Below are 25776 nucleotides of genomic sequence, written 5' to 3' on the forward strand. Positions count from 1 at the left end.
ATCCGGGCCTTTCAGCATGTCAGCGTCACGCCTTGGTGTCGGCGGTCTCCTTGGCCGGGGCCTTCTTGGCGGCCGGCTTCACTTCGTCTCGCTCCGCTCGCTCAGTACGGCGCTTGGCAGGAGCCTTCTTGGCGGCGGCCTTCGCAGCCGGGGCCTTGGCAGCAGCGGCCTTGGGCGCCGCGTCCTTCGACGCGGCATCCTTCGCGACCGGAACGTCCTTCTCGTCGGCGACCTGCGCCGGAGCGGGCTTCTCGGCAGGAGCGGCCGGCGCAGCAGCCGGCGCAGCCGGACGCGGCCGAGCCGCGAACTCCTCGAAGACGTAGCGCGGGTTCTGCACGGTCTCGAGGTTCACGATGTCGCGACCGAGCCACAGGTTGTTCCACCAGCCCCACAGCACGCGCCACTTGCGCTCCCAGGTCGGCATGGCCAGACCGTGGTAGCCGCGGTGTGCGACCCAGGCGACGAAGCCCTTCAGAGCGATCTTGCCGGACTGGAACACGCCGTTGTACAGGCCGAGGCCCGCGACCGCGCCGAGGTTCTTGTGGAAGTAGTCCTTGGTCCGCTCGCCGCGCAGCACGGCGACGAGGTTCTTCGCGAGGACCTTCGCCTGACGCACGGCGTGCTGGGCGTTGGGAACGCAGTAGCCGCCGACGCCACCGCCGGACAGGTCGGGAACGGCCGAGACGTCACCGGCGGCCCACGCGCCCTCGACGGCCTCCTCGGCCGTGCCGACGCGCAGATCGGCGCGGGTGCGGATGCGACCGCGCTCCTCGACCGGCAGGTCGCCGCCGCGCACGACGGTGGGGTTGGCCATGACACCGGCGGTCCAGACGATCAGGTCGGTCGGGATGACCTCACCGGTGGACAGCTCGACGTTGCCGTCGACGGCGCCGGTGACCTGCGTGTCGAGGTGCACGCTGGCGCCGCGCTTGGCGAGGTCCTTCAGCACCCACTCGCTGGTCTTCAGCGAGACCTCGGGCATGATGCGCCCCATGGCCTCGATCAGGTGGAAGTGGGTGTCGTCGAACGACAGCTGCGGGTACTTCGAGACGAGGGCGGATGCCAGCGAGCGCAGCTCGGCGAACACCTCGATGCCGGCGAATCCACCGCCGACCACGACGACGGTCAGCAGACGGTCGCGCTCCGGGCCGGCGGGGATCGAGGCGGCCTTGTCGAAGTTCGACATCAGCTTGTCGCGCACGGCGACGGCCTCTTCGATGGTCTTGAGCCCGATCGCGTTGTCGGCGATGCCGGGGATCGGGAAGGTGCGCGAGACGGCGCCGGCGGTCACGACGATCTGGTCGTAAGCGAACTCGTAGGACTCACCGAGCGGCGGGGTGATGGTCGCGACCTTGTTGGCGTGGTCGATGCCGGTCACCTTCGCGGTGATGACGTTGGTGCGCTTGAGGTGGCGACGGTGGGCGACCACCGCGTGACGCGCCTCGATCGAGCCGGCTGCGACCTCGGGCAGGAAGGGCTGGTACGTCATGTACGGCAGCGGGTCGACCATGGTCACCTCCGCCTCGCCCTTGCGAAGGTGCTTCTCGAGCTTCCAAGCGGTGTAGAAACCTGCGTAGCCTCCACCGACAATCAGAATGCGGGGTGCAGTGCTGTTCTGAGGCACAGGGGGACAACTCCTCGTCGTCAGGGTGTGGGAGTGCGTCTACCGCGCTCCGATCGGATTCGCCGGGCAGCTGCGGTGACGCCAAGCGCTATCAGAGTACCAGGGACTGTGAGGGCAAGGAGCGGGAGGGTACCGTACCTCAGCGTCTCGGCGGACGGGAGCAGGGGCGAACCGGGCTCCGTCGGGGCGTCCGCGGCCGGCAGAGGCGGCACCGCGACGGGGGTCGCCGTCGCATCGGGCGTCGGGTCGGCGGGCGAGGCCGCGCGGCGGTACAGCCGGATCCACTCCTTCAGATCGCCCATCGGGTTCGCCTTCACCGCCGGCACGGACGCCGTGACCGCGGCGTTCGCGTCCAGCAGGCCGTAGCCGTACTGGACGTCCGGCGTCCTGGTCATCTCGGGCACCTTGATGGCCGTTCTGATGATCCGGTTGATGACGTTGGCCGCGTCCAGCTCCGGGTGCGCGGCGCGCACGAGGGCCGCGACCCCCGCGACGATCGGCGCCGCCCCGCTGGTGCCGTCCCACGAGACCACGCCGCCGTCGGCCGTCAGGCCGAGCAGGTGCTCGCTGGGCGCCATCACGCCGATGGTGATGCCCTGGGTGGATGCCTCCACACTGGCCGTCCCCGTCTGGTCCACCCCGCCGACGGTGAGCACGCCGGGGATCGTGGCGGGCGCGCCGACGATGGACGTGCCGCTCCCCCGGTTCCCCGCGGCGACGATGACGACCACGTCGTGCTCGAAGGCGTACAGGAACGCGTCGTCCCAGCTCTTGTCCCAGTCCAGGGTGTTCGTCGTGAACGACAGGTTGATGACCTTCGCCCCGTGATCGACGGCCCACTTCATGCCGTCGGCGACCTGCTCGGTGAACGGCTTCGTCGCCGAGGAACCCGGGAAGCCGAGTGAGATCGACAGCAGCTTCGCGCGGGGCGCCACGCCGATCATCCCGGTGCCGTCCGCGTTACCCGGCGCGGCCGCGGTCGACGCCACCAGCGTGCCGTGGTCGCTGTTGATCACGCCCACCGGCGAGCGGCCGTCCTTGCTGCCGACACCGGACTCGTCGACACCGCCCGCGACGGAGTCGCCGAAGGCCCCCGCCGCCTTGCCGATGCCGGTGTCGAGCACGGCGATCGTCACGCCCTCGCCGAGGGTCGTGTTCCACGCCTCCCGGATGCGGGCGCCGTCGAGCCAGTACTGCTGTGCGCGGACCGGGTCTGCGGGATCGTCGGGCACGGGCGGCGCTGTGGGCGCCGGCGTCTCCGCCTGTACCGGCACGGACGTGACCGGCGGCGGTGCGGCGGGTGCCGCGGCGACCGCCGGCGAGGCCGCCAGGACGACGGATGCCGCCATCGCCGCGGACGCGGCGAAGCTCGACAGCATCCGGCCGCGGGTCATCCCGCCGCGCTCGTTCCGACCGCAGCGCCCGGCTGCACGCACGCGCACCGCTCGGGAGACCAGCTGGAGCGGGCGAGCGCCGCGTCGCCGATCGGGTTCACGCCGGGACCGGCCGCGAGCGCGTGACCCGCGAGGGCGTGCAGGCACTTGACGCGGGTGGGCATGCCGCCAGCGGACACGCCGGAGATCTCGGGCACGTCGCCGAAGCCGGCGCGGTCGGCGAGGTAGGCGTGGTGCGCCGCGAGGTACGCGGCAGCGACGTCCTCGTCGTCCTCGAGCAGCGCGGCGAGCTCGGGCATCACGTGGTCGGCCTCGAGCGTGGACATCGCGGCGGTGGCCGCCGGATGCGTCAGGTAGTAGAACGTCGGGAACGGCGTGCCGTCGGCCAGACGCGGCGCCGTGGCGACCACGGTCGGGTTGCCGCACGCGCAGCGTGCGGCGATGCCCACCACGCCCCGGGCCTCGCGTCCGAGCTGGCTGGACACGACGGCGATCTCAGCGGCGGTCGGCGTCTCGTAAGGCGGGGTCGTCACCTCACCAGCGTACGGGTCGCGACCTGTGTGAAGACTCAGTGCCCGGCGCGATTCAGCCCGCGGGCGTCTCCACCGCGCTCTTCGCCAATCCGGCGCCGGTGAGGCTGCGCAGCAGCTGCGGCATCCAGTCCGACGGACGCTCCTGGATCTTGTCGCTGACGTGCTGCTGGGCGGGCGGGACGTCAGCGGGGTCGAGGTCGTTGTCGACGAGGTAGATGACCTCGCCCGGCTTGGTGTAGTAGAGCCTCTCCCGCGCCTGCGTGGTGATGTACGCGGGGTCGTTCCAGCGGGTGCGCTCCTGCTCGAGCGCGGCGATCTGATCCTTGGTCAGCTGCACCGAGTGCTCGAGCGCGGCGATCTTCTGGCGCTGGTCGAGGTAGGTCCCGATCGACGGCACCAGGACCCAGGTGCCGAGGACCACGAGCGACAGCATGATCACGGCGAAGCCGGAGAGGCGGATGCCGCCGGCCCACTCGCGCACGTCGACGCGTCGGCCCTCGCCGCGAACAGCGCGGTCCCGCGGCTCGGAGCGGTCCCGTCCGGCCGTGCGGTCCTTGGCCGGATGCTTCGCCGCGGACGGCGAAGGGGGAGCCGGACGTCTCGCCATGGCTCCCCCTTCGTTCGTCAGTTCTCTGCGGTCAGGACCCCTGATCAGGCCTTGAAACGCGGGAAGGCCGAGCGGCTCGCGAACACCGCGGCGTCTCCCAGCTCCTCCTCGATGCGCAGAAGCTGATTGTACTTCGCGACGCGCTCGCTGCGTGCGGGCGCACCGGTCTTGATCTGACCCGAGTTCACGGCGACGGCGAGGTCGGCGATCGTGGTGTCCTCGGTCTCGCCGGAGCGGTGCGAGAGCATCGTGGTGTAGCCGGAGCGGTGAGCGAGGTTGATCGCGTCGAGCGTCTCGGACAGCGTGCCGATCTGGTTCACCTTGACCAGCAGCGAGTTCGCCACGCCGGTGTCGATGCCGCGGCGCAGGCGCTCCGGGTTCGTGACGAACAGGTCGTCGCCGACCAGCTGCACCTTGGAGCCGATCGCGTCGGTCAGCGCCTTCCAGTTGTCCCAGTCGTCCTCGGCGAGGGCGTCCTCGATGGTGACGATCGGGAAGTCGCGCACGAGGCCCTCGAAGTACTCGATGAGCTGCTCGGGCGTCCACTCCTTGCCCTCGACGCGGTACACGCCGTCGGAGAAGAACTCGGTCGCGGCGACGTCGAGGCCGACGGCGATGTCCTTGCCGGGCGTGAAGCCGGCCTTCTCGATGGCCTTGAGCAGGAAGTCCAGGCCCTCGCGGTTGCTGGGCAGGTCGGGGGCGAAGCCGCCCTCGTCGCCGAGGCCGGTGTTGAAGCCGGCGGCCTTCAGCTCGCTCTTGAGCACGTGGTAGGTCTCCACGCCCCAGCGCAGCGACTCGGAGTAGGTGTCGGCGCCGATCGGTGCCAGGAAGTACTCCTGGAAGTCGATGCCGTTGTCGGCGTGCTCGCCGCCGTTGATGACGTTGAAGAGCGGGACGGGCAGCAGGTGCGCGTTGGGGCCGCCCAGGTAGCGGAACAGCGGCAGGTCGGCCGAGTCGGCGGCGGCCTTGGCCACCGCGAGGCTGACGCCGAGGATGGCGTTGGCGCCGACGCGGCTCTTGTTGTCGGTGCCGTCGACGTCGATGAGGATCTCGTCGATGACGCGCTGCTCGCTGGCCTCGACGCCCTCGATGGCGGGTCCCAGCTCGTCGATGACCGCCTCGACGGCCTTCAGCACGCCCTTGCCGCCGTAACGGCTCTTGTCCCCGTCGCGCAGCTCGTACGCCTCGAAGGCGCCGGTGGATGCGCCGGAGGGGACGGCGGCACGCTGCACGATGCCGTCATCGAGGAGCACCTCCACCTCGACGGTCGGGTTTCCGCGCGAGTCCAGGATCTCGCGTGCGCCTACAGCCTCGATCAGTGCCACGGGTGTGCTCCTTTTCAGGGAGGGAAGGGTGGTGGTGTGGAGCGACGTCGATCCGCGGTTCAGTCTAGTCATTCGACGTCACGGGCCCCGAGGCTGTTTCCGCCGAGCGGATGCTCCTCAGACGACGACCGCGATCGCGAAGCCGTCCCAGCCCTTGATCCCCACGGTCTGCAGGGCCGTCGCATCGAAACGGGGATCCTCTCCCAGCATCCGCAGTCCGTCCCTGGTTCCGATGACCTTGGGATCCGGACTCGCGTCGTTCACGATCTCGCCGTCGCGTCCGATGTTGTCGACGATGACCACGGTGCCCGGATGCCCGAGCCGGGCCGCCCAGTCCAGGTAGAGCGTGTTCGACTCCTTGTCGGCGTCGATGAACACCAGATCGAACCCGCCGACCAGGGTGGGCAGCACGTCCGCGCCACGACCGATGCGGATGTCGACGCGGTCCCCCACCCCCGCCGCGTCGATGCTCGCCCGGGCGACGGCGGCGTGCGCGGCCTCGGCCTCGATCGTGACGACGCGGCCCTGCTCCCCCACCCCACGGGCCATCCAGATCGTCGAATAGCCCCCGAGGGTTCCGATCTCCAGGACGCGGGTGGCACCGGAGATGCGCACCAGCAGGTTCAGCAGCTTGCCTGCGACCGGTGCGACCTCGATCTCGGGCATGCCCGCCGCGCGCTGGGCGTCGAGCGCCGCCTCGAGTGCGGGATCGTGCCCGACGAGGGTGTCGGCGAGGAAGTCGTCTGCGGCCCGCCAGGCCGCCGGGGTGGAGTCCATGTGCTCAGCCAACCCCGGCGGCTGCGCGCGGTCAAGGGCGCGCAGCAGACGATCCGGTTCTCCGACGGCGTCAGGCTCCCGGATGCCGTAGACGCGACTCCGCGAGCTCGGGCTGGCGGCGGAACTCGCCGCTCAGCAGCAGGATGATCACCACCACGACGCACGCGATCCAGCCGGAGATGCCGAGCGCGAGCGCGAATGCGGGATCGGGACGGGTTCCGGCCGCGAAGAGCACGAGAGGCAGGCCGGCGGAGGCGTTCAGCGCGCCATGCGCGAACACGGCCGGCCACATCGACCCGGACCTCAGCCGCAAGTACCCGAAGAGCACGCCCCAGGCGATGCATCCGCCGGTCATGAGCAGCACACCCGTGATGTCGGTGCGGCCGAAGTCGTATCCGAGCAGGATCACCGGTGCGTGCCACAGACCCCAGATCGCCCCGCTGACGAGCAGCGCCGTCCAGGTGCCGTAACGCCGCAGCGCCGGGACCAGGAAGCCGCGCCAGCCGAGCTCCTCGCCGAAGGCGGCGAGCGCGTTGATCGTGATGGCGGCGAAGGGGATGGCAGCCAGCTGGGTCAGGATCAGCACGCCCAGCGGAGGCAGCGCCTTGCCGGAGGCGGCCACCAGGGGGTTCGCCTCGAGTGCCTCCCTGTAGCCCGAGAAGTCCACCAGGTCGAGCGTGATCCAGCCGAGCATCGATGCGATGGCGAGCGCCAGGAGCACCACCGCGAACGCCCCCAGGACCGCGATGACGCTCATCCAGATCACGCGCTTCGCAGGGCGCAGCGGCCACATCCCCAGGAACCTGAGCCGCTGCCCCTTCGGAACCGGCCGCATCACGAACATGACGATCAGCACGGCCGCTGCAGGCGCGTACATCATCACCGGGAGCAGCAGGACGGCGCCCGGCGTCGTCAGCCCGTTCCCCAACCACAGCGGCAGCGCCACCAGCCACGCGAGGCCCAACGCCACCACCACATAGGCGATGATCGCGTTCAGGCCGATCCTCGGCATCCGCTCGCTCGGCACCTGGGCGTTCTGCGTCTCGCTCATCTCCGCACTCCTCACCTCTCGGCCGACGATGCCAACCGCAGTCCTTCCAGCACGGCCGCCGCCTCATCGGCACCGTCGACCGTCACGGTGAACCGGCGTCCGCCGACGCGGGTGATCTGAAGCGCCCGCCCCGCCCGCAGCACGACACCGCGTCGGCCGTCGACGGCGATCCGCCACCCCCAGCCCCCGAAGTCGCGCAGCGGATCGACGTCGAGGACCTCGACCTTCGCGATGTCGGACAGGCGGATGCGCGTGCTCGGGAGTCCGACGACCGAGCGGACGCGCAGCCCGTCAGATGTCACTCGCACGCGGAACACGAGGCTGGTACCGACGGCGAGCAGCAGCAGCACCGTCACGCCGATCATCAGCACGGCGGAGCCCCAGCTGCCGGTCGACGAAGCACGGGCGACGAGGACGGCGGTCAGCGCCACGGTGATGACGACACCGATCCCGAGCAGCACCTGCCCGGTCCGGGCCATCACGACCGAGCCCGACCACTCGGCGCGCCCCGAGGTCGACGGCGCGACGGATGCCCCATGATCGTCGCCGCCGGCTGCAGCGGACTGCACGAACCAGCCGACGAGGGTCGCGACGACCGCGCACGCGCTCCCGACAGCGGCCCAGCCGCTGATGTCGGGTGCGTCCGCAGCATCCGCCAGTCCGAGCTGGACGCCCATGCTCGCGATCGAGATCACCGTCAGCATGACGGCCAGGCCGAGGTTCACAGCGGCGAGGAAACGCGCCGTGGGGGCGGTCGGGGCCGGCGTCCGCGACAGCGCCGCCGGACCGGGACGGGTCTGCTGCAGATGCGGGAGCGCCCGAGCGAGCCAGGCGAACAGGATCACGAGCACCATGCCGATCCCGACCGGCAGCAGATTGAGCCACGGCGAGGCGAAGCCGTCGGGCCTCCCATCGCCCGACCAGTGCACCGCCGCGGGGTCCGGCACGTGGGGCAGCAGGATCAGCACCACGATCGCCCCCAGGAGCAGGATCGCCAGCGGGACGATCAGACCGACCAACCGGATGCCGGCGCCACCGCGCCGCTCGTCCACCGCTGCCGCCGTCATGAGCTCTCCCCTCGCCGGTCGAGATACGCCTGCAGGGTCGCGGCGCCCACCTCCGCGCCGTCGACCGTCACGACCAGAGGCCGCTTGTCGCGCCGCTCCACCTCGATGGCGGGACCCGTGCTCAGCACGATCCCGGTTCGGCCGTCCATGCCGATCCGCCAGCCGAAGCCGCCGAACTCGCCGAAGGGGTGGCACTCCACCGCGCGCACCGAGACGATCTCGTCGAGCGGGACATGCACCTGGGGGAAGCCCACCTGCGAACGGACAGTGAGCCCGTCCGCGCCGGCGCGCACCCGGAAGGACGCCGAGGTCGCGAACGCGAAGCCGATGATCGCGAGCGTGAGCAGCGGGATCCAGAACGCCTCATGCGCCTCGAACACCATCACCGCGGTGATGCCGACCACGAGCACGACGATGAATCCGATGATCAGCATCGCGACCCGCGGCATCGAGGCCGTGGCCATCCAGACCACCCGCTCCCCCGCCGAGATCGACGCGAGATGCGCGGACTCGAGCGGCTTCGCCGGAGTCGGACGCACATCCGGCTGCAGCACCCATCCCACGGCGGTCAGCACCAGCAGGGCGCAGAAGCCGCCGACCACGACGGGCCAGATCGACCCGACCTGGGCGGCCTCCGACAGGCCCCGCTGCAGGGCGACGGATCCGCCGTTGATGACGGCGCTCAGCCCCGAGAGGCCCAGCGCCATGCCTCCCAGCAGGCGCGAGGCACCGCCCCACTGGGTGCGGCCCATCGCCAGCACCATGGCGACGATGAGCACGGGAAGACCCAGCCCCACGCCGATCGCGAGCCACAGATACATGGTCGGCGAGCCGAGGCGATCGACCCCGCCCACTCCCCAGTGCGTGGCGGCCGGGTCCGGCAGCGACGGCAGCCAGGCGATGATGAGCGCGACGACGACAGCCGTGATCACGGCCGGGCCCACCAGCCCGATGATGACGAGCATCCGGCGCGCGCGACGCAGGTCGCTCGCGTGCTGCGCGGTCACGGACTGCTCGGCGGAACGGTCGGTCATGACGTCATCTCCTTGACGATCGCGGCCAGCGTGGCCGGGGTGAGTCCGAGTTCGGCGCCGCGGCGGACGAGAGCCGCGATCTCGTCCGCGAGCTCCGCGAGCGGTGCGGCGGATGCCGAGACGACGGCGCCGCGGCCGCGGCGGAGCTCGATGAGCCCCTCGTCGCGCAGCTGCTGATAGGCGCGCAGAGCGGTGTGCACGTTGACGTCGATGCCGGCGGCGAGCTCGCGGGCGGCCGGAAGGCGGTCACCGGGATGCAGCCGGCCGGCGAGGACCTCGGCGCGCACCGACGCCGCGATCTGCTCGAACAGCGGCGTCGCGCTGTCGGGTTCGACTCTGATCAGCATGGGATCACCTCCATGGGATTAATCTAGCGCAGCTAGAACAACTAGTACAAGTAGAACTACCTCCGCCGACTTTTGTCGGTTCGCTCCAGCGAAAGCGGCCAGAGCGGATGCGGGTGCGCAGACTGACAGGCATGCGCATCACTCCCCGACGCCTGGCCCTGGGCATGAGCCTGTGGATCCCGAACCTGTTCAGCGGCATCCGCGTACGACGCTTCAGCGAGGACTGGACCCACGCGACAGTCGAACTGCACGTGAACGTCTTCACCCGCAACTATGTGAAGACGGCGTTCGGCGGGTCGATGTCCGCGATGACCGACCCGTACTTCTTCATGCTCGTGATGCACCAGCTCGGCCGGGATCACGTCGTCTGGGACACCCGCGGCGAGATCGAGTTCGTCAAGCCGGGACGAGGCGTGCTGACCGCCGAGTTCTCGGTGCCGAAGGAGAAGGCCGAAGAGCTGCGCGAACGCGCCCGGGGCGGCGCGAAGGTACTGGAGTGGTTCGAGACCGAGATCACCGACGCCGAGGGCGACGTCGTCGCGCGGGTGCGCCGCGAGGTCTACGTGCGCGAGAAGAAGCGCGTCACCGAGGCCGGTCGGTCGTAGCCGCCCCAGCCGCCCGATCGACGGGCCCGCGAGAAGCCGGGCCGACCACGCGGTCAGGGCGAGATCAGGTCACCCGCCGTTCACCGCGCGGTGCCAGGATGGGCGGATGCCCCTCGCACGCCGCCTGACCCTCACGGATGCCGTGTCCATCGGCCTCGGCTCGATGATCGGCGCAGGCGTCTTCGCCGTCTGGGCCCCCGCACTGGGCGCAGCCGGATCCGGCATCCTCGTCGCCCTGGCGATCGCCGCCGTCGTCGCGTTCTGCAACGCCACCTCCTCCGCGCAGCTCGCGGCGGTGCATCCGGTGTCCGGCGGCACGTACGCGTACGCCCGGGCCGAGATCGGTCCCTGGACGGGATTCATCGCCGGCTGGTGCTTCGTGATCGGCAAGACGGCCAGCTGCGCCGCGATGGCCATGACCTTCGCCGCCTACGCCGCGCCCGAGGGATGGCGCACGCCGGTCGCGGTCATCGCGGTGGCGGCGCTGGCGACCGTGAACTGCTTCGGCGTGACGCGCACTGCGGCACTCACCCGCATCCTGGTGGTCGTCTCGCTGCTGGGACTGGCCGTCGTCGTCGCGGCCGGGTTCTCGTCCGCAGCGAGCGCCACGCCGGCGCCCCTTCCTGATGCCACCGCCTACGGGGTGCTGCAGGGAGCGGGCCTGCTCTTCTTCGCCTTCGCCGGGTACGCGCGCATCGCGACCATGGGCGAGGAGGTCGCCGACCCCGCGCGCAGCATCCCGCGCGCGATCGTGCTCGCCCTCGCCGGCGCCGTCGTCGTCTACGTCCTGATCGCACTGTCGGTCACCCTGACGCTCGGTGCGGATGCCGTGGGCAGCGCGCATCCGGTCGCCGACGTCGCCGCCGCGGCCGGCTGGACCTGGGCCGGCCCGGTCGTGCGGATCGCTGCAGCCGCGGCATCCCTCGGAGCGCTTCTAGCGCTGCTCACGGGCATCGGACGCACCACGCTGGCCATGGCCCGCGAGGCGGATCTGCCCCGCTGGCTCGCCGCCATCGACCCGCGCTGGCAGGTGCCCCGCCGCGCCGAGATCACGATCGGACTGATCGTGATCGCCGTGGTGCTTGTCGCCGACCTGCGCGGCGCGATCGGCTTCTCGTCCTTCGGTGTCCTGCTCTACTACCTGCTGGCGAACGCCTCGGCCTGGCGGCAGTCCGCCGACGTGCGCCGCTATCCGAGAGCGCTGCAGGTGATCGGGATGCTCGGATGCCTGGCTCTCGTGGTCACGCTCCCCGTGCTCGGGGTCATCGTCGGCGCGGAGATCGTCCTGGCCGGCGTGGCATACCGTCTGCTGCGACTGCGGTTCGCGTCGCGGTCCTGACGGGGATCAGAACTCCTGCCGGTAGCCGCTCGGCGCCATGCCGAGCACGGTGCGGAAGTCGCCGGTGAGATGCGCATGGTCGGCGTAGCCCAGCTCGGCCGCGAGAGCCGCGAGGTCGATCCCGGGGTCGTCCCGCAATCGCTGCGCCGCCTCCTGCAGCCGTCGACGCCGGATCATGGCGAGGGGCGGCAGGCCGACATAGCGGTGCGTCATGCGCTGCAGCGTCCGCAGCGAGACGGCGAGTCGGGTGGCCGCCTGCTCGGCGGTGCGGATGCCGGGGTCGGTCATGAGCAGCTCGGACATCGCATTGGCCTGCAGCCCGGCATCCGTCGGCTCTCCCGCACGCTCGGCCAGCCAGCGCGACATGATCGCGACCGCGCGCGGCAGGCGATCGTCGTCATCACCGTCCATCGCAGCGGCGACGGGCTCGAGCAGGTCGGGAGCGGACAGGCCCGTCCACGAGTCCCGCAACCCGGACGGCTTCTCGGTCAGCGCAGCGACGGCGGCGGGACGGAGCAGCGCGCCGACGGCCCACCCTCTGCCGGTCAGGTCGCGATGGGTGGCCGCGGTCGTGGCTCCGACCAGCTGCACTCCGGAGGGCTCCACGACGAGGTTCAGCGCCGGATAGGCGACCACATCCTGACGCGACATCTCCCCCGGTTCGAGATCCCATTCCGGGATCCAGAACCACGCGACCAGATGCTGCGCCTCCGGCATCGGCGGCAGGCGGTGGAAGCGGGGCATCCGGTCGGGATACAGGACTCCGCGTCGCGCATCGATCATTCCACCGACGATAGGCGGGACGCCGGACATCTGTCGCGAATCTCCAAGCCCCGACCCCGTGGCCGCTCGTACGGTCGGAGCATGGAAACCACGCAGCAGACGACCACCGGCCTCACCGGCATCCACACCACCGACGGGCGCCCGAACCGCTCCACCTCGCTGACGCCCTTCCTCGCGATCCCGGACGCGGCGGCGGCCATCGCGTTCTACCGCGACGTGTTCGGCGCACGGGTGATCGACGTCACCGAGTTCGGCGGCGTCGTCGCGCACGCCGACCTGGACTTCGGTCTCGGCGGCCTGCAGCTGGGCGAGCCGTCGCCGGAGTACCACCTCGTCGCCCCGCCCCAGGGCGAGGACGACTGCTACTCGATGGGCATCTACGTCCCCGACGTCGATGCGGTGGTCGCCCGCGCCGTCGAGGCCGGAGCCGTGGTGCGCGAGGCGCCGTCGGACTTCGTGTCGGGCGACCGGTTCGCCAGCATCCGCGATCCCTTCGGGGTGCGATGGTCGGTGATGAGCCGCGTCGAGGACCTCTCCGAGGAGGAGAGCGCCCGCCGCGTCGCCGAGTGGGCGGCATCGTTCTCGTCCGCCCCGGAGGACAACGCCGGCTGACCGGCATCCGCCTGGGCCGGACGCCGGTCGATGGCACAGATCGGGGGCCGACACGCCACTTCTCGGACGTTTGGAGCGAATCCGTCCGTGATCTGGCGTGTCGGCCCCCGGAGTGTATCGGCGTCAGCGGGCAACGGGCGCCGTCAGGGCGACGACGACGGCGGGGAGCAGCGCCTCGGCTGTGCGGCGATAGCCGAGCGCGCTCGGGTGGAACCGGTCCAGGCTGAACATCTGCTCGGGCTCATCGAGGAACAGCGGGCCGACGGTGCGGCGCAGGGAGACGGATGCCGCGCCGGCGCGCGCCGCTCCCTCGGCCTGCGCCTCCGCCAGCCGGCGGGAGAGCCGGGATGCCAGCGTGCGCAGCGGTTGCGGCACGGGCCGCAGCGCGCCGAGGTCCGGGCAGGTGCCGACGACGACCCGCGCACCGCGCTCCTGCAGTCGCTGGATCGCCGCGACGAGATGTCCGACCGATTCGGTCACAGGGATGCGGTGCGTCACGTCGTTGCCGCCGACGACGATCACGGCGACATCCGTCCTGTCCTCGGGCGTCAGCCGGTCGAGCTGGGCGGCGAGGTCCGGCGACTCCGATCCGACCACGGCGAGCGACCGCAGCCGGACGGGACGGCCGGTCCGCTCCGCGAGGCCCTTCGCGAGCCGCCCGCCGAGCGTCTCCTTCCGGCGGCTCGCCCCGAGCCCCGCGGCGAGCGAGTCGCCGACGATGATCAGGTCGATCGGGTCGCCGGGCAGGCGCCTCCGCCACACGCGGTCCACCGCGAGCGCGTCCTCCCCCAGCGGCTTGCCGATGCGACGACGGGCGATCGCCGCCTGCCGGGCGAGGCCGAGGCGGACGCCGATGGCGGCCACGGCGAGCGCGGCCACGGTCAGGAGCGCTGGGCGGATGGGGTTCATGCGTCCGATCCCAGCGTCCGGGCGTGAACGGCGCATGAACACCGGAGGACGGGTCTTCGGAAGACGCCCGCCGACCGGCATCCGTCACCCGCTGATGGCACGGATCGGGGGCCGACAAGGCCGGCGGATGCCGCTCAGCCGAGCGGCTTGACCTCCGCCGAGCCCGGCTCGTCACCGGCGCGCACCGAGACGAAGCCGGTGTAGCCGTCGGCTGCGGAGCGCTCCAGCAGTCCCTTGAGGTTCTTCGGGCGGCGCTCCAGGCGCACGCGTCCGCCGTTCGCCACCAGGGCGGCCTTGTGCGCCAGCAGCTCGGGGACAGGCACGTCGGCGTCGTGCACGAGCACGACCGCCTGCGCGGCGTCGGCCTCCTGCTCGGCGACCAGGTCGACGATCCGCTCGAAGCCGATCGAGAAGCCGACCGCGGGCACCTGCTGGCCGAGGAACCGGCCGATCATGCCGTCGTAGCGCCCGCCACCGCCCAGCGAATAGCTCACCGAGGGGTGCGCGAGCTCGAAGATCGTGCCGGTGTAGTAGCCCATGCCGCGCACCAGGAAGGGGTCGTAGACGAGCGGCGGCTCACCGGCGTCCGGGCGGGCCGCGACCACGGCCTCGCCGAGTCCGACCAGGTGCGCGACCAGTTCATCGGGTGCGCCCTCGGGCAGCGCCTTGCGGATCTGCCGCTCACCGTAGGGGTTGTACTCCATGGTCTGCGGACGCACGAGGAACGCGGCGAAGGCGTCGACGGCGGATGCCGTCGCACCGCGCTCGCGCAGCTCGGCGGCCACGCCGTCGGGCCCGATCTTGTCGAGCTTGTCGATCGTGATCAGCACCCCGGGACGCTCGTCCTCGGTGAAGCCGAAGGAGTCGAGCATCCACTCCAGCGCGCGCCGGTCGTTGACCCGCACCATGCCGCCCTCGAGCCCGAGTGCGTCGATGGTGTCGAGGGACGCCACGATCAGCTCGGCCTCGGCGCGGGCGCTCTCGTCGCCCATGATGTCGATGTCGCACTGCACGAACTGGCGGTAGCGACCCTTCTGCGGCCTCTCGGCACGCCACACGGGGCCGATCTGGATCGAGCGGAAGACGGCGGGCAGCTGACCGCGGTTGGTGGCGTAGAAGCGCGCAAGCGGCACGGTCAGGTCGTAGCGCAGGCCCAGGTCGCTGAGCGCCGCGGGGTCGTCGGCCGCCTCGCGGATCGCGTCGGCGTCGAGCCCACGGCGCAGGATGTTGTACGACAGCTTCTCGTTGTCGCCGCCGATGCCGGCATGCAGCCGGTCGTACTCCTCGACCACGGGGGTCTCGATCTCGTCGAAGCCATGCGCGCGGTAGCGCTCGCGGATGACGGCGAGCACACGCTCGCGTCGGGCCTTGTCTGCGGGGAGGAAGTCGCGCATTCCGCGCGGCGGGTTCACGTTTGCCACCCGTCCATCTTTCCAGGTGCGAACGGAGTCCTGCGCGCCGGATCCTCAGAGCGCGCAGCCGCCGGCCTCGCGGCCTTTCTCGATCGCGCCGTCAGGCACCGGAGCCGCACGGTTGGCATAGTGGACGCATGCCCGAGAACGATGCGAGCCCGACCGTCGCGGCACCGGCCACAGCATGAGCGCCGCTCCTGTGCTCGTCCTTCCCTCCGCCGACCGCTTCGCCGAATGGGTCCAGCTGGTCGAGGACTACGGCGGCCCGGAGTCGACCGAACTCGTGGGGTCCGGATTCCACGGCAACCGGGAACCGCGGGTCCCGGTTCTCACCCCGGACGGCTACGCGACCTGGCTCGCGATGCTCGCCGAGGAGGCCGACGAGTCCGTCCCGCCCCACCCCGGACGGGTCAAGAGCTCGTGGTTCTGGGTTCTCGACGACGACGGTGCGTGGGTCGGGTTCCTCGCCCTCCGACGCAGCCTGAACACCGCGCTCCTCGAGACCGGCGGGCACATCGGCTACTCGATCCGTCCGTCACGTCGTGGCGAGGGCCTCGCAGGGCGCGCGCTGGCCGATGCGCTCGTAGAGGCCTCCGCCATCGGGCTGGAGCGCGTGCTGATCACCTGCGACGAGGACAACGTCGCCTCCGCGCGGACGATCGAGCGCAACGGCGGCGTCTATGAGGACTCTCGCGGCGGGAAGCGCCGGTACTGGGTGCCGACTCACCGCTGAGCGACGATCAGGCTGGATCGAATTCTCCTCTGCGGATGCGGAATCCGGTGCGTTCTCGATCCATGCTGAGCGCCGGATGCTGCGCGAAGCGTTATTGATCCCCGTCGGGCGCGCGCCCCGCCTCGGCCGCGCGGACCTCGTCCTCGAGCCGGCGGAGGCGATCGCGCAGGGCGCGCTCCGCGTCCCAGCCGTTCTCGCGGGCCTGGGCCACCAGAGCGAGGAGGGCATCGCCGAGGGCGGACTCGGAGGCGATGCGATTCGTCTCGCCTGCGGCTCGCTCGACGACCGAGGACGGATCGACGACCTTCGCAGCCCGTCCGAGCACCTTCTGCGCGCGCGCCAGCGCCGGCATGCCGGCGGGCACGCCGTCCAGCACGCTGCGCCGCTCGCGCTTCTCGGCGGCCTTGGCCGCGTTCCAGTGCACGAGCACCTCTTCGGGCGTGGTGGCCACGGCGTCGCCGAAGACGTGCGGATGCCGGCGCACCATCTTCTCGGTGAGGCCGCGGGCCACCTCGTCGATGTCGAACGGGTCGTCCACATCCTGCGCGGCGACGGCGGAATGGAACAGCACCTGCCAGAGCAGGTCGCCGAGCTCCTCGCGCAGCTCGGCGCGATCGCCGGCCTCGACGGCGTCGATCACCTCGTGCGACTCCTCGATCAGATACGGCACGAGATCCCGATGGGTGATCCGCTGCGACCACACGCAGCGCTCCCGCACCTGCCGCATGGTCTCGGCCGCGGCGCGCAGCGGGTCGGACACATCGCGCAGCGGATCAGGGTCGGTCACGGCGTCCTCCTCAGGCGGTCTTCGCCAGCATCCGGTAGTGACGCGCGCGCATCGAGACGATCACGCCGGACAGCACGAGGGCGATCAGCGAACCGGCCAGCACACCCAGGATCGCCTCGTCCCGGATGTCGCCACCCCCGGCGAACGCGAGGTTGGCGAGCAGCAGGGACACGGTGAATCCGATGCCGCCGAGCACGCCGGCTGCGATCAGGTCCGGCAGCACCAGCGCCGGCGCCGTTCCGCGCGGGCGCAGCTGCAGGCTCAGCCAGCCGAACAGCGTGATGCCGACCACCTTGCCGACCGGCAGGGCGACGACAATGCCCCAGAAGGCGGGCGACAGCTGCGCCGGCGACACCTGCGGGATCACGACGAAGGCCGCCACGAACGCGAACACCGGAAGGATCAGCCCGTTCACCGTCGGCTCCAGCGCGTGCCGCACGCGCTCCGCGGGAACGGGCGCCATCACGAGTCCGAGCAGCACGCCGGCGATCGTGGCGTGGATGCCGGAGACAGCCATGAGACCCCAGGCGATCACGCCGACCACGCCCATGGCCACCGCGATGCCGGAGTGCCCCGTGGCGTGCAGCCAGTGGCTGAGCGCCCAGAACACCGCGACGGCGACCACCGCGAGCCCGAACATCAGCCAGTCCACGTCGTGCGCGAACAGCACGGCGATGAAGATGATGCCGATGATGTCGTCGAGGATCGCGAGAGCGAGCAGGAACACGCGCACGGCCGTCGGCAGTCCCTTGCCGAACATGGCCAGCACGCCGAGCGCGAAGGCGATGTCGGTCGCCGTGGGAATCGGCCAGCCGACATGCGTCTCACCGCCGCCGGCGATGAGCAGGTAGACGAGGATCGGCACGATCACGCCGCCCGCGGCGGCGATCGCAGGCTGCACGGCCTTGCGCACCGAGTTCAGCTCACCGTGGGTGAGCTCATGCCTCAGCTCGATCGCGACGACCAGGAAGAAGATCGCCAGCAGTCCGTCGGCCACCCATTCCTCGACCGACAGGTCGAGGGCGGTGCCGGGGATCGCGATGTGCGCCTCCAGCACCGCGGCGATCCCGTCGTGGGTGGACAGATTGGCCAGCAGCAGCCCGAGGGCCGCAGCGGCCAGGAGGAGGGCGGAGGGGAACTGCTGACCGCGAAGGGGGTTTGCCGAGATGCGCATCCCCTCCATCGTAGGTCGTCGGGTTCCGCGGCCCCCGGAGGCGGCATCCGATCGCCTGTCACGAAGAACGGATGCCGTGCATGCCCGGGTTACGCTCGGGAACATGACCCTCGAGCCGACGAACACCGAAGCCCTCCGCGTCATCACCCGTTTCGAGGCGTCCAACGGCATTCCGGACAGCATGCGCTCGGACGTGCGCATGCTGGGCGGGCTGCTCGGTCAGGTGCTGCGCGAGTCGGGCAGCCCCGGCCTGTTCGAGGACGTCGAGCGGCTGCGTCTGGCGACCATCCAGGCGGCGGATGCCGATGACGAGGCGTTCGCGCGCGCGGCGTCCATCGCCGACTCGTTCACGATCGAGCGCGCGGACGAGGTCGCGCGCGCGTTCACCTGCTACTTCCACCTGGTGAACCTCGCCGAGGAGCACCAGCGCGTGCGGGTGCTGCGCGAGCGCGCCGGGCAGCCGGGCCGGGAGGACGCCGCCGACACGGTCGCCACGGCGTTCGCGCAGCTGCGCCGCGAGGTCGGCGAGGAGGAGGCCCGCGAGCGCCTCTCCGAGCTGCGATTCCACCCGGTCTTCACCGCGCACCCCACCGAGGCGCGCCGGCGAGCTGTCTCCAGCAGCATCCGCCGCCTGTCCGAACTGCTCACGCAGAACGACGCGGCGAGCGCGGGCGGCGCCGAGCAGGCGCGCGCGCACCGCCGGATGCTGGAGGAGATCGACACGCTGTGGCGCACCGCGCCGCTGCGCGCCCAGAAGCCGTCGCCCACCGACGAGGTGCGCACGGTGATGAGCGTGTTCGACGAGATCCTGTTCACCACCGTCCCGCACGTCTACCGGCGGATCGACGACGCACTCCGTGGCGAGGGATCGGGCAACGGCGCCCCCCTCGTCCCGGCATTCGTCCGGGTGGGCTCCTGGGTGGGCGGCGATCGCGACGGCAACCCGTTCGTCACGGCGGCCGTCACCAGGGAGGCTGCCGAGATCGCCGCGGACCACGTGCTGCGCGGCATCGAGCGCTCCATCGAGCGGATCGGGCGCACCCTCACGCTGGATGCCGAGGGCACCCCGCCGAGCACCGCGGTCGAGGCGCTGTGGACCGCGTTCGAGCAGGCGCAGCCGGAGCTGGCGGCCGCTATCGCCAAGCGCTCCCCCGACGAGCCGCACCGTCGCGTCGTGCTCTCGCTCGCGCATCGCGTGCACGCCACCCGGGTCGGCGACGACGACGCCTACTCCGCGCCCGAGGAGCTGCTGGCGGACCTTCGGACCGTGCAGTCCTCGCTGGCCGCCGCCGGTGCCACCCGGCACGCGTTCGGCGGCGTGCAGCATCTGATCTGGCAGGTGGAGACCTACGGCTTCCACCTGACCGAGCTCGAGGTGCGACAGCACTCGCAGGTGCACGCCGAGGCCCTCGCGGAGCTGGATGCGGGCGGCGAGCTCAGCGAGCGCACCCAGGAGGTGCTCGAGGTCTTCCGCGCGGTGGCGGACATCCAGAAGCGCTACGGCCTGCGGGCCGCGGGCCGTTACGTCGTCTCGTTCACCCGGTCGGCGGCCGACCTCGCCGCCGTGCACCGCCTCGCCGCCTACGCGCTGGGCGAGGACGCGCCGGTGCTCGACGTCGTCCCGCTGTTCGAGACGTTCGCCGACCTGCAGGCCGCACCCGGCATCCTCGCCGAGGTCGTGGAGTTCCCCGAGTTCCGTGCCCGGCTGGATGCCACCGGCAACCGCCTCGAGGTCATGCTCGGCTATTCGGACTCGTCGAAGGACGTCGGTCCGGTGGCCGCGAACCTCGCGCTCTACGAGGCGCAGCGCGACATCGCCCAGTGGGCGGTGGATGCCGGCATCCGGCTCACCCTCTTCCACGGCCGCGGCGGCGCGCTCGGCCGCGGAGGCGGCCCTGCGAACTCGGCGATCCTCGCCCAGCCGCCGCACTCCGTCGACGGCCGGTTCAAGCTCACCGAGCAGGGCGAGGTGATCTTCGCCCGCTACGGCGAGCCCGCCATCGCGATGCGGCACATCGATCAGGTGGCCGCCGCGACCCTGCTGGCATCCTCGCCGACGGTCGAGCAGCGCACCAGCGGCGCGGCCGAGCGCTTCGCACCGATCGCCGCGACGATGGACACGGCATCCCGCGAGCGGTTCTTCTCGCTGGTGGCGGCGGAGGGCTTCGCCCCCTGGTTCGCGACCGTCACCCCGATGGAGGAGATCGGCCTGCTCGCGCTCGGCTCCCGTCCCGCGCGACGCGGACTCTCCGTCGAGTCGCTGGAGGACCTGCGCGCCATCCCGTGGGTGTTCGCATGGACACAGGCGCGCATCAACCTGGCCGGCTGGTTCGGACTGGGCACCGCGCTGGAGGCCGTGGGCGACGAGGCCGCACTGCGCGAGGCGTACCGCGAGTGGCCGCTGCTGCACACCATGGTCGACAACGTGGCGATGAGCCTGGCGAAGACCGATGAGCGCATCGCACGGCAGTACCTGGCGCTGGGCGACCGCGACGACCTCGCCGCCATCGTGCTCGACGAGCTGCGGCTGACCCGCGAATGGGTCATCCGGCTCACGGGCGGCGACGCCCTGCTGCAGAACAAGCCGATCCTGCAGCGCGCCGTTCAGCTGCGCACCCCGTACGTGGACGCGCTCTCGCTGCTGCAGCTGCGGGCGCTGCGCGCCCTGCGCACGCCCTCCACGGTCGAACCCGTGCCGGATGCCGATCTGCAGCGCCTGCTGCTGCTCTCGGTCAGCGGGGTCGCGGCCGGCCTGCAGAACACCGGGTGAGACCTGTCGCGGGGCTCGGCTGACACGTCCGCCAGGGCCCTCCGGCGATCGTTGTAGGGTGAAAATCAGCCTGATCCGGCGAAGCATCCATGCGACACGATCGCTCGCATCCCCCATCCCTCTCCGAGAAAGCTTCCCGCGTGACCGAAACCACTGCCGACTTCCATCCGCTCAGCGCTGCCGCACAGCCGATCTTCGACACGGTGCGCTCGCTCAACCCGAACGAGCCGGAGTTCCACCAGGCAGTGCACGAGGTGCTGCACTCCATCGGCCCGGTGCTCGAGCGGCACCCGAAGTACATCGAGAACGGTATCCTGGAGCGCCTGGTTGAGCCCGAGCGCCAGATCATCTTCCGCGTGCCGTGGATCGACGACAGCGGCCGGCTGCGGGTCAACCGCGGATACCGCGTGCAGTACAACTCGGCCCTCGGCCCGTACAAGGGCGGTCTGCGCTTCCACCCCTCGGTCAACATCTCGATCATCAAGTTCCTCGGCTTCGAGCAGATCTTCAAGAACGCGCTCACCGGTCAGGGCATCGGCGGCGGTAAGGGCGGATCGAACTTCGACCCGCACGGCAAGAGCGAGGCCGAGGTCATGCGGTTCTGCCAGTCGTTCATGAACGAGCTGTACCGCCACATCGGCGAGCACACCGATGTCCCCGCGGGCGACATCGGCGTCGGCGGCCGCGAGATCGGCTACATGTTCGGCATGTACCGCAAGATCACCAACCGCCATGAGTCCGGCATCCTGACCGGCAAGGGCATCGGCTGGGGCGGCGCGCAGGTGCGCACCGAGGCCACCGGCTACGGCGCGGTCTTCTTCGTGCAGTCGATGCTGGCCGTCCACGGCCAGACCCTCGAGGGCAAGCGCGTCGCCGTCTCCGGCTCGGGCAACGTCGCGATCTACGCGATCGAGAAGGCCCAGCAGCTCGGTGCGCGCGCGATCACGGCATCCGACTCCTCCGGCTACATCGTCGACGACGCCGGCATCGACCTGGGGCTGCTGCGTCAGATCAAGGAGGTCGAGCGCGGCCGCATCGTCGAGTACGCGAACCGCCGCCCCGGCGCCCGGTTCGTCGAGGGCGGGAACGTGTGGGAGGTGCCGGTCGACATCGCCGTGCCCTCGGCCACGCAGAACGAGCTGAACCTCGACTCCGCCCGGATGCTGATCGCCAACGGCGTGCGGGCCGTCGCCGAGGGCGCCAACATGCCCTCGACCCCGGAGGCCGTCGGCGCCTTCCAGGACTCGGACGTGCTGTTCGCGCCTGGCAAGGCCGCGAACGCCGGCGGCGTCGGCACCTCGGCGCTCGAGATGAGCCAGAACGCCTCGCGCCAGCGCTGGAACTTCGATCACAGCGAGCAGAAGCTGCGCGACATCATGACCGACATCCACGACGCGTCCTTCCGCGCCGCCGAGCGCTACGGCACTCCCGGCGACTACGTCGCGGGCGCCAACATCGCCGGCTTCGAGCGCGTCGCCGACGCGATGCTGGCCCAGGGCGTCATCTGACCCGACTGCCCGGCGAACCCGCCGAGCCACCACGCAAACGCCGAGCCACCATGCGGATCACCTGATCCTGCGTGGTGGCTCGGCGTCTCGGTGGTGGCTCGGCGACCTCAGAGCTGGCGGTCGTCGGCGTGACGGGCCAGTGAACTGGCGTAGCGCTCCGTGAGCTGCACCATCAGATCGGGGGTGTCGCGGTCGACGCCGAAGACGTGGCCCGGGAAGTCCAGGTCCGGCATGGCCTCCGCGATCTCGTCGGCCTGGTCAGGCGAGAACATCCGCACCGGATGGCCGGCCGCGATCCAGCCGATCGGCACCACCGTGCCCTCCGGGAGCACCGCACGCCGTTGCACGATCGCGTTCACGCGGATCTCGCAGTGCGAGCCGACCAGCGCCCCGTTGAACACGCGGGCGCCGGAGGCGAAGAACACCTCCTCGCCGACGGTGGCACCGGCGATGCTCGCGAGGGTTCCCACCAGCGTGTGATCGCCGATGTGCACGGCATTGGCGGCGGTCGCTCGGATGAGCGCGTTCTCCATCACGATGACGTGCTCGCCCAGCGTGATCGGTCCGCCCTCGGCGGTGATCACGGCGCCGTGCAGCACCTGGCAGTTCGGTCCGATCTCCACGTCGCCGGAGATCACAGCGGTCGGCGCCACGACGGCGGTGTCGTGGATGCGGGGCCGAGCCCCGAGGTGCTCGTACATCATGCGGCCAGACTAGTCCGGCCCGCGCACCCGGTCAGCACGGGATGGCGGCGGGTCCTTCGCCGCGCCGCCGAGTCGTCGGTCCGAGGGCCGGTCAGGTGTCGGTGCGCCCCTTGCGGATGAACCCGAACACCAGCGTCGCCAGGAACAGCACGATGCCCAGGACCGCGAGCCAGAGCAGCCCCTTCACCACGAATCCGAGCACGGACATGCCCAGCCACAAGACGAGCAGCACGATCAGCAGAGTCCACATGCGCTCCAGCATGGCGGCGGCCGGTCGAGACGCACAGGGCGTTGACCAGGGCATCCACGTCCGCTACGGCGGCCCGTACGCCTGCAGCGGGGGTGCCGAGGATCCGGGGCGCGCGTCCCTGGCCGCCGGGAGCCCGGCGCTCAGCCCTCCGTCTGCGGGGCACCGAAGAGCGCGATGATCTCGTCGGCGCGGATGTCGTCGAGCGCGGCGTCGAAGCGACCGTCCGCGTCAAGCCGGCTGGCGCCGTGCAGCGTGCTCCACAGCAGCTCGGCGCGCACCGCGCGGTGCCGCGGTGTGCCCCCGCCGACGGCCCGCTCGAACATCGCGAACCCCTCCCGCAGGATCTCGGGCGTCTCGGCGGACGCGAACACGATGCCCGTGCGCGCCGAGGTCATCGCCTCGTAGACCGCGGGATTCTCGCGGGCGAAGGCGAGGTAGGCGGTGACGAGAGGTTCCAGGCCCTCACCGCCGGTGCCGATCGCCGCGAGGAGCTCGGTGTAGCCGTCGATGACGACCTGGTCGATGATCTGCTCCCTCCCGCCCGGGAAGTGCCGGTACAGGATCGGCTGACTGAAGCCGATGGCGTCGGCCAGGCGCCGCACGGTGACTGCGGCCCAGCCTTCCCCCTCGGCGATCTCGCGGGCAGCACGGACGATACGGCGCTCCCGTTCGCGGATCCGCTCGATGTCTTGCGCTGCTCGGGGCATGAGGTTAGATTAGCACCGCTAACAGTTAGCATCGCTAACACTACCGAATCGGAGGAACCATGACCGTCATCATCGCCATCACCGCGGCGTTCGCCGTCCTCGGCCTCGCCGTCATCTTCGGCGCGGACGTCGTCGGTCTGCTCGTCCAGCGCTCCGTCTACGCCGACCTCGACGACCGCGCCCTGGTGCAGGTGGTCGGTCGCGGCCACTATTACGCAGACCGCCGGATGCCGGGTATCGGCATCCCCGCGACGATCCTCACCGCGGTCACGGCCGCCGCCGCGTTCATCTGGGGCACGACGCTCCTGGGCATCCTCTCCGCGGCGGGGCTGGTGCTGCTCGTCACCTGGCTGCTCGTCTATGCCCGCATCGCCAAGCCGATCAACACCGCGCTGACCGCGGCGGCTCTCGCCGACGAGGTGCCGGCGGATGCCCGATCCCTGCAGGCCCGCTGGGATTCGATCCTCCCGCTGCGCGTGACGCTCATCGCGGCGACTCTGCTCCTGCTGCTGAGCACGCTCGCTCTGCTGTGAGAACCGGTCCCGCCTCCGACAGGGTGCCGGCACGGAGATCGCCGGGCGCTTCACGCGGAGAAGTGCGCTTGGCGCGGACGGACACGGGCATCCGATCCGCGCGAAGCGCACATTCCCGCGGCAGGCGCTCAGCCCGCCGCATCCGTCAGCGTGCGCGGAGCACGGCCGGGAGCACGATGTGCACCTCGGGGATCATGCCGGGAGTCACCCTCTTGCGGAAGATCCAGTAGCTCCAGGCCTGGTAGAGCAGGATGACGGGCAGCGAAACGGCGGCGACCACGGTCATGACCCCCAGGGTGTACGGGCCGTTGGCGGCGTTCCAGACGGTGAGGTCGAAGGCCGCGTCCACGGTCGACGGCAGCACGAGCGGGAACATCCCCGCGAAGATCGCGGCGACGCCGAAGAGCCCGAACCCGGCGAAGCCGAGGAATGCGAAACCCTCGCGACGGGCGCGTGCGGCGATCCAGCCGGCCACCGCCGCGACCACGGCCAGCGCGATGAACGTCCACGCCAGCGGAGTGCCGCCGTGCTCGATCTGCACGAGGATCGCCCACGCCGCCGCGGGCGCCAGGCACAGCGGCGCCCATCGCGCGGCGAAGCGTCCGGCGCGCTCTCGCACCGGACCGTCGGCCTTGAGGCCGAGGAAGGTGGCGGAGTGCAGCAGCGCGAACCCGACGACGGCGAGACCGCCGAGCACCGCGGGAAGGGTCAGCCACACGAACGGCCCGCCGACGCGGTCGCCGTTGGCATCCAGCGGCAGCCCGGTCGAGGTCAGCGCCAGGGCCGCACCGACGCAGAACGCGACGATCAGCGAGCCGAGGCCGATCATCCAGGTCCAGATCGTGCGCCAGCGCTCGGTGTGCAGCTTGCCGCGGTACTCGATGCCGACGGCACGGATGATCAGCCCGACCAGGGTGATCGTCAGCGGCACGTAGAGGGTCGAGAACAGTGCCGCGTACCAGGCGGGGAAGGCCGCGAACATCGCGGCGCCTGCGGTGATCAGCCACACCTCGTTGCCGTCCCACACCGGCCCGATGGTGTTGAGCATGACGCGACGATCGCGCTCGGAGCGGGTGGAGAAGATCATGTGCATGCCGACACCGAGGTCGAAGCCCTCGAGCAGCAGGTAGCCGGTCCAGAGCACGGCGATCGCGATGAACCAGACGACGGGGAGCGGTTCCATTTTCCTTG

26 protein-coding genes are annotated in these 25776 nt (G+C 71.0%); 7 read left to right on the forward strand and 19 right to left on the reverse strand.

The genetic code is table 11. From position 1 onward, the window contains the following. Positions 1-25 precede the first annotated feature (25 nt). The 10 genes from ACTJJ4_RS05890 to ACTJJ4_RS05935 form a co-directional block, all read right to left on the reverse strand. Complete coding sequence (locus tag ACTJJ4_RS05890) at positions 26-1624, reverse strand: NAD(P)/FAD-dependent oxidoreductase (RefSeq protein WP_440942418.1); 1599 nt, start codon at positions 1622-1624, stop codon at positions 26-28. Positions 1625-1644: 20 nt separating this feature from the next. After that, the gene (locus ACTJJ4_RS05895; protein WP_440942419.1) at positions 1645-3018 is read right to left on the reverse strand and encodes a S8 family peptidase; all 1374 of its coding nucleotides are present in this window, start codon (positions 3016-3018) and stop codon (positions 1645-1647) included. Beyond that, positions 3015-3551, reverse strand: coding sequence for a DUF501 domain-containing protein (locus ACTJJ4_RS05900; protein WP_440942420.1), 537 nt, complete (start codon positions 3549-3551; stop codon positions 3015-3017). The genes ACTJJ4_RS05895 and ACTJJ4_RS05900 overlap by 4 nt, the downstream gene beginning before the upstream one ends. A gap of 52 nt (positions 3552-3603) precedes the next feature. Continuing rightward, positions 3604-4158, reverse strand: a complete 555-nt coding sequence (locus ACTJJ4_RS05905; protein ID WP_440942421.1) for an FtsB family cell division protein — start codon at positions 4156-4158, stop codon at positions 3604-3606. Positions 4159-4202: 44 nt separating this feature from the next. Beyond that, on the reverse strand, positions 4203-5483 hold the full coding sequence (gene eno, locus ACTJJ4_RS05910; RefSeq protein WP_440942422.1) for a phosphopyruvate hydratase: 1281 nt from the start codon (positions 5481-5483) through the stop codon (positions 4203-4205). A 117-nt stretch (positions 5484-5600) separates the two neighbouring features. After that, entirely contained in the window at positions 5601-6260 is a 660-nt protein-coding gene (locus ACTJJ4_RS05915; RefSeq protein ID WP_440942423.1) for an O-methyltransferase, read from the reverse strand. A gap of 70 nt (positions 6261-6330) precedes the next feature. Beyond that, positions 6331-7311 carry a lysostaphin resistance A-like protein gene (locus ACTJJ4_RS05920; RefSeq protein ID WP_440942424.1) on the reverse strand — a complete coding sequence of 327 codons (981 nt, stop codon included), beginning with the start codon at positions 7309-7311 and terminating at the stop codon, positions 6331-6333. 11 nt (positions 7312-7322) lie between these two features. Then, a complete protein-coding gene (locus ACTJJ4_RS05925; protein WP_440942425.1) occupies positions 7323-8378 on the reverse strand; it encodes a DUF1648 domain-containing protein in 1056 nt (351 codons plus the stop codon). Next, a complete protein-coding gene (locus tag ACTJJ4_RS05930) occupies positions 8375-9412 on the reverse strand; it encodes a DUF1648 domain-containing protein (protein WP_440942426.1) in 1038 nt (345 codons plus the stop codon). Before ACTJJ4_RS05930 ends, ACTJJ4_RS05925 begins: the two co-directional genes overlap by 4 nt. Next, on the reverse strand, positions 9409-9759 hold the full coding sequence (locus ACTJJ4_RS05935; protein ID WP_292701306.1) for a GntR family transcriptional regulator: 351 nt from the start codon (positions 9757-9759) through the stop codon (positions 9409-9411). Before ACTJJ4_RS05935 ends, ACTJJ4_RS05930 begins: the two co-directional genes overlap by 4 nt. A 131-nt stretch (positions 9760-9890) precedes the next feature. Between ACTJJ4_RS05935 and ACTJJ4_RS05940 the strand changes: the two genes are divergently transcribed. Next, the gene (locus ACTJJ4_RS05940) at positions 9891-10364 is read left to right on the forward strand and encodes a PaaI family thioesterase (protein ID WP_440942427.1); all 474 of its coding nucleotides are present in this window, start codon (positions 9891-9893) and stop codon (positions 10362-10364) included. Between the two features lie 106 nt (positions 10365-10470). Next, positions 10471-11703, forward strand: coding sequence for an APC family permease (locus tag ACTJJ4_RS05945; protein ID WP_440942428.1), 1233 nt, complete (start codon positions 10471-10473; stop codon positions 11701-11703). A gap of 6 nt (positions 11704-11709) precedes the next feature. Here the strand turns inward: ACTJJ4_RS05945 and ACTJJ4_RS05950 are convergent, their stop codons facing one another. Further along, positions 11710-12486 carry a helix-turn-helix domain-containing protein gene (locus ACTJJ4_RS05950; RefSeq protein WP_440942429.1) on the reverse strand — a complete coding sequence of 259 codons (777 nt, stop codon included), beginning with the start codon at positions 12484-12486 and terminating at the stop codon, positions 11710-11712. Positions 12487-12567: 81 nt separating this feature from the next. On the opposite strand from ACTJJ4_RS05950, the gene ACTJJ4_RS05955 reads away from it, so the two are divergent. After that, positions 12568-13098, forward strand: coding sequence for a VOC family protein (locus ACTJJ4_RS05955; RefSeq protein WP_440942430.1), 531 nt, complete (start codon positions 12568-12570; stop codon positions 13096-13098). A 123-nt stretch (positions 13099-13221) separates the two neighbouring features. Here ACTJJ4_RS05955 and ACTJJ4_RS05960 read toward each other — a convergent pair whose 3' ends face one another. Both ACTJJ4_RS05960 and ACTJJ4_RS05965 read right to left on the reverse strand, forming a co-directional pair. After that, positions 13222-14007 (reverse strand): SGNH/GDSL hydrolase family protein, encoded by a 786-nt coding sequence (locus tag ACTJJ4_RS05960; protein ID WP_440942431.1) that lies wholly within the window; start codon positions 14005-14007, stop codon positions 13222-13224. A 134-nt stretch (positions 14008-14141) separates the two neighbouring features. After that, positions 14142-15401, reverse strand: a complete 1260-nt coding sequence (locus tag ACTJJ4_RS05965; protein WP_440942827.1) for a histidine--tRNA ligase — start codon at positions 15399-15401, stop codon at positions 14142-14144. Positions 15402-15603: 202 nt separating this feature from the next. Between ACTJJ4_RS05965 and ACTJJ4_RS05970 the strand changes: the two genes are divergently transcribed. Next, positions 15604-16152, forward strand: a complete 549-nt coding sequence (locus ACTJJ4_RS05970) for a GNAT family N-acetyltransferase (protein ID WP_440942432.1) — start codon at positions 15604-15606, stop codon at positions 16150-16152. 91 nt (positions 16153-16243) lie between these two features. On the opposite strand, the gene ACTJJ4_RS05975 is transcribed toward ACTJJ4_RS05970, so the two are convergent. Beyond that, complete coding sequence (locus tag ACTJJ4_RS05975) at positions 16244-16879, reverse strand: MazG family protein (RefSeq protein ID WP_440942828.1); 636 nt, start codon at positions 16877-16879, stop codon at positions 16244-16246. Positions 16880-16949: 70 nt separating this feature from the next. Then, the gene (locus ACTJJ4_RS05980) at positions 16950-18113 is read right to left on the reverse strand and encodes a Na+/H+ antiporter NhaA (protein ID WP_440942433.1); all 1164 of its coding nucleotides are present in this window, start codon (positions 18111-18113) and stop codon (positions 16950-16952) included. A 103-nt stretch (positions 18114-18216) separates the two neighbouring features. On the opposite strand from ACTJJ4_RS05980, the gene ACTJJ4_RS05985 reads away from it, so the two are divergent. Continuing rightward, positions 18217-20883, forward strand: coding sequence for a phosphoenolpyruvate carboxylase (locus tag ACTJJ4_RS05985; protein ID WP_440942434.1), 2667 nt, complete (start codon positions 18217-18219; stop codon positions 20881-20883). 89 nt (positions 20884-20972) lie between these two features. Next, positions 20973-22391 carry an NADP-specific glutamate dehydrogenase gene (gdhA, locus tag ACTJJ4_RS05990; RefSeq protein ID WP_440942435.1) on the forward strand — a complete coding sequence of 473 codons (1419 nt, stop codon included), beginning with the start codon at positions 20973-20975 and terminating at the stop codon, positions 22389-22391. Positions 22392-22498: 107 nt separating this feature from the next. Here gdhA and ACTJJ4_RS05995 read toward each other — a convergent pair whose 3' ends face one another. The 3 genes from ACTJJ4_RS05995 to ACTJJ4_RS06005 form a co-directional block, all read right to left on the reverse strand. After that, the gene (locus ACTJJ4_RS05995) at positions 22499-23095 is read right to left on the reverse strand and encodes a gamma carbonic anhydrase family protein (protein WP_292701281.1); all 597 of its coding nucleotides are present in this window, start codon (positions 23093-23095) and stop codon (positions 22499-22501) included. A gap of 91 nt (positions 23096-23186) precedes the next feature. Beyond that, positions 23187-23345, reverse strand: a complete 159-nt coding sequence (locus ACTJJ4_RS06000) for a hypothetical protein (protein WP_292701279.1) — start codon at positions 23343-23345, stop codon at positions 23187-23189. Between the two features lie 140 nt (positions 23346-23485). Beyond that, positions 23486-24052: a TetR/AcrR family transcriptional regulator gene (locus tag ACTJJ4_RS06005; RefSeq protein WP_440942436.1), complete on the reverse strand. Its 567-nt coding sequence runs from the start codon at positions 24050-24052 to the stop codon at positions 23486-23488. Positions 24053-24111: 59 nt separating this feature from the next. On the opposite strand from ACTJJ4_RS06005, the gene ACTJJ4_RS06010 reads away from it, so the two are divergent. Beyond that, complete coding sequence (locus ACTJJ4_RS06010; RefSeq protein WP_440942437.1) at positions 24112-24585, forward strand: DUF1772 domain-containing protein; 474 nt, start codon at positions 24112-24114, stop codon at positions 24583-24585. Positions 24586-24730: 145 nt separating this feature from the next. Here ACTJJ4_RS06010 and cydB read toward each other — a convergent pair whose 3' ends face one another. Continuing rightward, on the reverse strand, positions 24731-25768 hold the full coding sequence (gene cydB, locus ACTJJ4_RS06015) for a cytochrome d ubiquinol oxidase subunit II (protein ID WP_440942438.1): 1038 nt from the start codon (positions 25766-25768) through the stop codon (positions 24731-24733). Positions 25769-25776: the final 8 nt, after the last annotated feature.

Source organism: Microbacterium sp. 22195, from assembly GCF_052056515.1.
Classification (GTDB): domain Bacteria; phylum Actinomycetota; class Actinomycetes; order Actinomycetales; family Microbacteriaceae; genus Microbacterium.

Excerpts from the sequence above, each read along its gene's own strand:
- ACTJJ4_RS05895 (WP_440942419.1), bottom strand. The coding sequence starts at position 3,018 with ATGACCCGCGGCCGGATGCTGTCGAGCTTCGCCGCGTCCGCGGCGATG.
- ACTJJ4_RS05905 (WP_440942421.1), bottom strand. The coding sequence starts at position 4,158 with ATGGCGAGACGTCCGGCTCCCCCTTCGCCGTCCGCGGCGAAGCATCCG.
- ACTJJ4_RS05915 (WP_440942423.1), bottom strand. The coding sequence starts at position 6,260 with ATGGACTCCACCCCGGCGGCCTGGCGGGCCGCAGACGACTTCCTCGCC.
- ACTJJ4_RS05920 (WP_440942424.1), bottom strand. The coding sequence starts at position 7,311 with ATGAGCGAGACGCAGAACGCCCAGGTGCCGAGCGAGCGGATGCCGAGG.
- ACTJJ4_RS05925 (WP_440942425.1), bottom strand. The coding sequence starts at position 8,378 with ATGACGGCGGCAGCGGTGGACGAGCGGCGCGGTGGCGCCGGCATCCGG.
- ACTJJ4_RS05930 (WP_440942426.1), bottom strand. The coding sequence starts at position 9,412 with ATGACCGACCGTTCCGCCGAGCAGTCCGTGACCGCGCAGCACGCGAGC.
- ACTJJ4_RS05935 (WP_292701306.1), bottom strand. The coding sequence starts at position 9,759 with ATGCTGATCAGAGTCGAACCCGACAGCGCGACGCCGCTGTTCGAGCAG.
- ACTJJ4_RS05940 (WP_440942427.1), top strand. The coding sequence starts at position 9,891 with ATGCGCATCACTCCCCGACGCCTGGCCCTGGGCATGAGCCTGTGGATC.
- ACTJJ4_RS05945 (WP_440942428.1), top strand. The coding sequence starts at position 10,471 with ATGCCCCTCGCACGCCGCCTGACCCTCACGGATGCCGTGTCCATCGGC.
- ACTJJ4_RS05950 (WP_440942429.1), bottom strand. The coding sequence starts at position 12,486 with ATGATCGATGCGCGACGCGGAGTCCTGTATCCCGACCGGATGCCCCGC.
- ACTJJ4_RS05955 (WP_440942430.1), top strand. The coding sequence starts at position 12,568 with ATGGAAACCACGCAGCAGACGACCACCGGCCTCACCGGCATCCACACC.
- ACTJJ4_RS05960 (WP_440942431.1), bottom strand. The coding sequence starts at position 14,007 with ATGAACCCCATCCGCCCAGCGCTCCTGACCGTGGCCGCGCTCGCCGTG.
- ACTJJ4_RS05965 (WP_440942827.1), bottom strand. The coding sequence starts at position 15,401 with ATGCGCGACTTCCTCCCCGCAGACAAGGCCCGACGCGAGCGTGTGCTC.
- ACTJJ4_RS05970 (WP_440942432.1), top strand. The coding sequence starts at position 15,604 with ATGAGCGCCGCTCCTGTGCTCGTCCTTCCCTCCGCCGACCGCTTCGCC.
- ACTJJ4_RS05975 (WP_440942828.1), bottom strand. The coding sequence starts at position 16,879 with ATGCGGCAGGTGCGGGAGCGCTGCGTGTGGTCGCAGCGGATCACCCAT.
- ACTJJ4_RS05980 (WP_440942433.1), bottom strand. The coding sequence starts at position 18,113 with ATGCGCATCTCGGCAAACCCCCTTCGCGGTCAGCAGTTCCCCTCCGCC.
- ACTJJ4_RS05985 (WP_440942434.1), top strand. The coding sequence starts at position 18,217 with ATGACCCTCGAGCCGACGAACACCGAAGCCCTCCGCGTCATCACCCGT.
- gdhA (WP_440942435.1), top strand. The coding sequence starts at position 20,973 with ATGCGACACGATCGCTCGCATCCCCCATCCCTCTCCGAGAAAGCTTCC.
- ACTJJ4_RS05995 (WP_292701281.1), bottom strand. The coding sequence starts at position 23,095 with ATGATGTACGAGCACCTCGGGGCTCGGCCCCGCATCCACGACACCGCC.
- ACTJJ4_RS06000 (WP_292701279.1), bottom strand. The coding sequence starts at position 23,345 with ATGTGGACTCTGCTGATCGTGCTGCTCGTCTTGTGGCTGGGCATGTCC.
- ACTJJ4_RS06005 (WP_440942436.1), bottom strand. The coding sequence starts at position 24,052 with ATGCCCCGAGCAGCGCAAGACATCGAGCGGATCCGCGAACGGGAGCGC.
- ACTJJ4_RS06010 (WP_440942437.1), top strand. The coding sequence starts at position 24,112 with ATGACCGTCATCATCGCCATCACCGCGGCGTTCGCCGTCCTCGGCCTC.
- cydB (WP_440942438.1), bottom strand. The coding sequence starts at position 25,768 with ATGGAACCGCTCCCCGTCGTCTGGTTCATCGCGATCGCCGTGCTCTGG.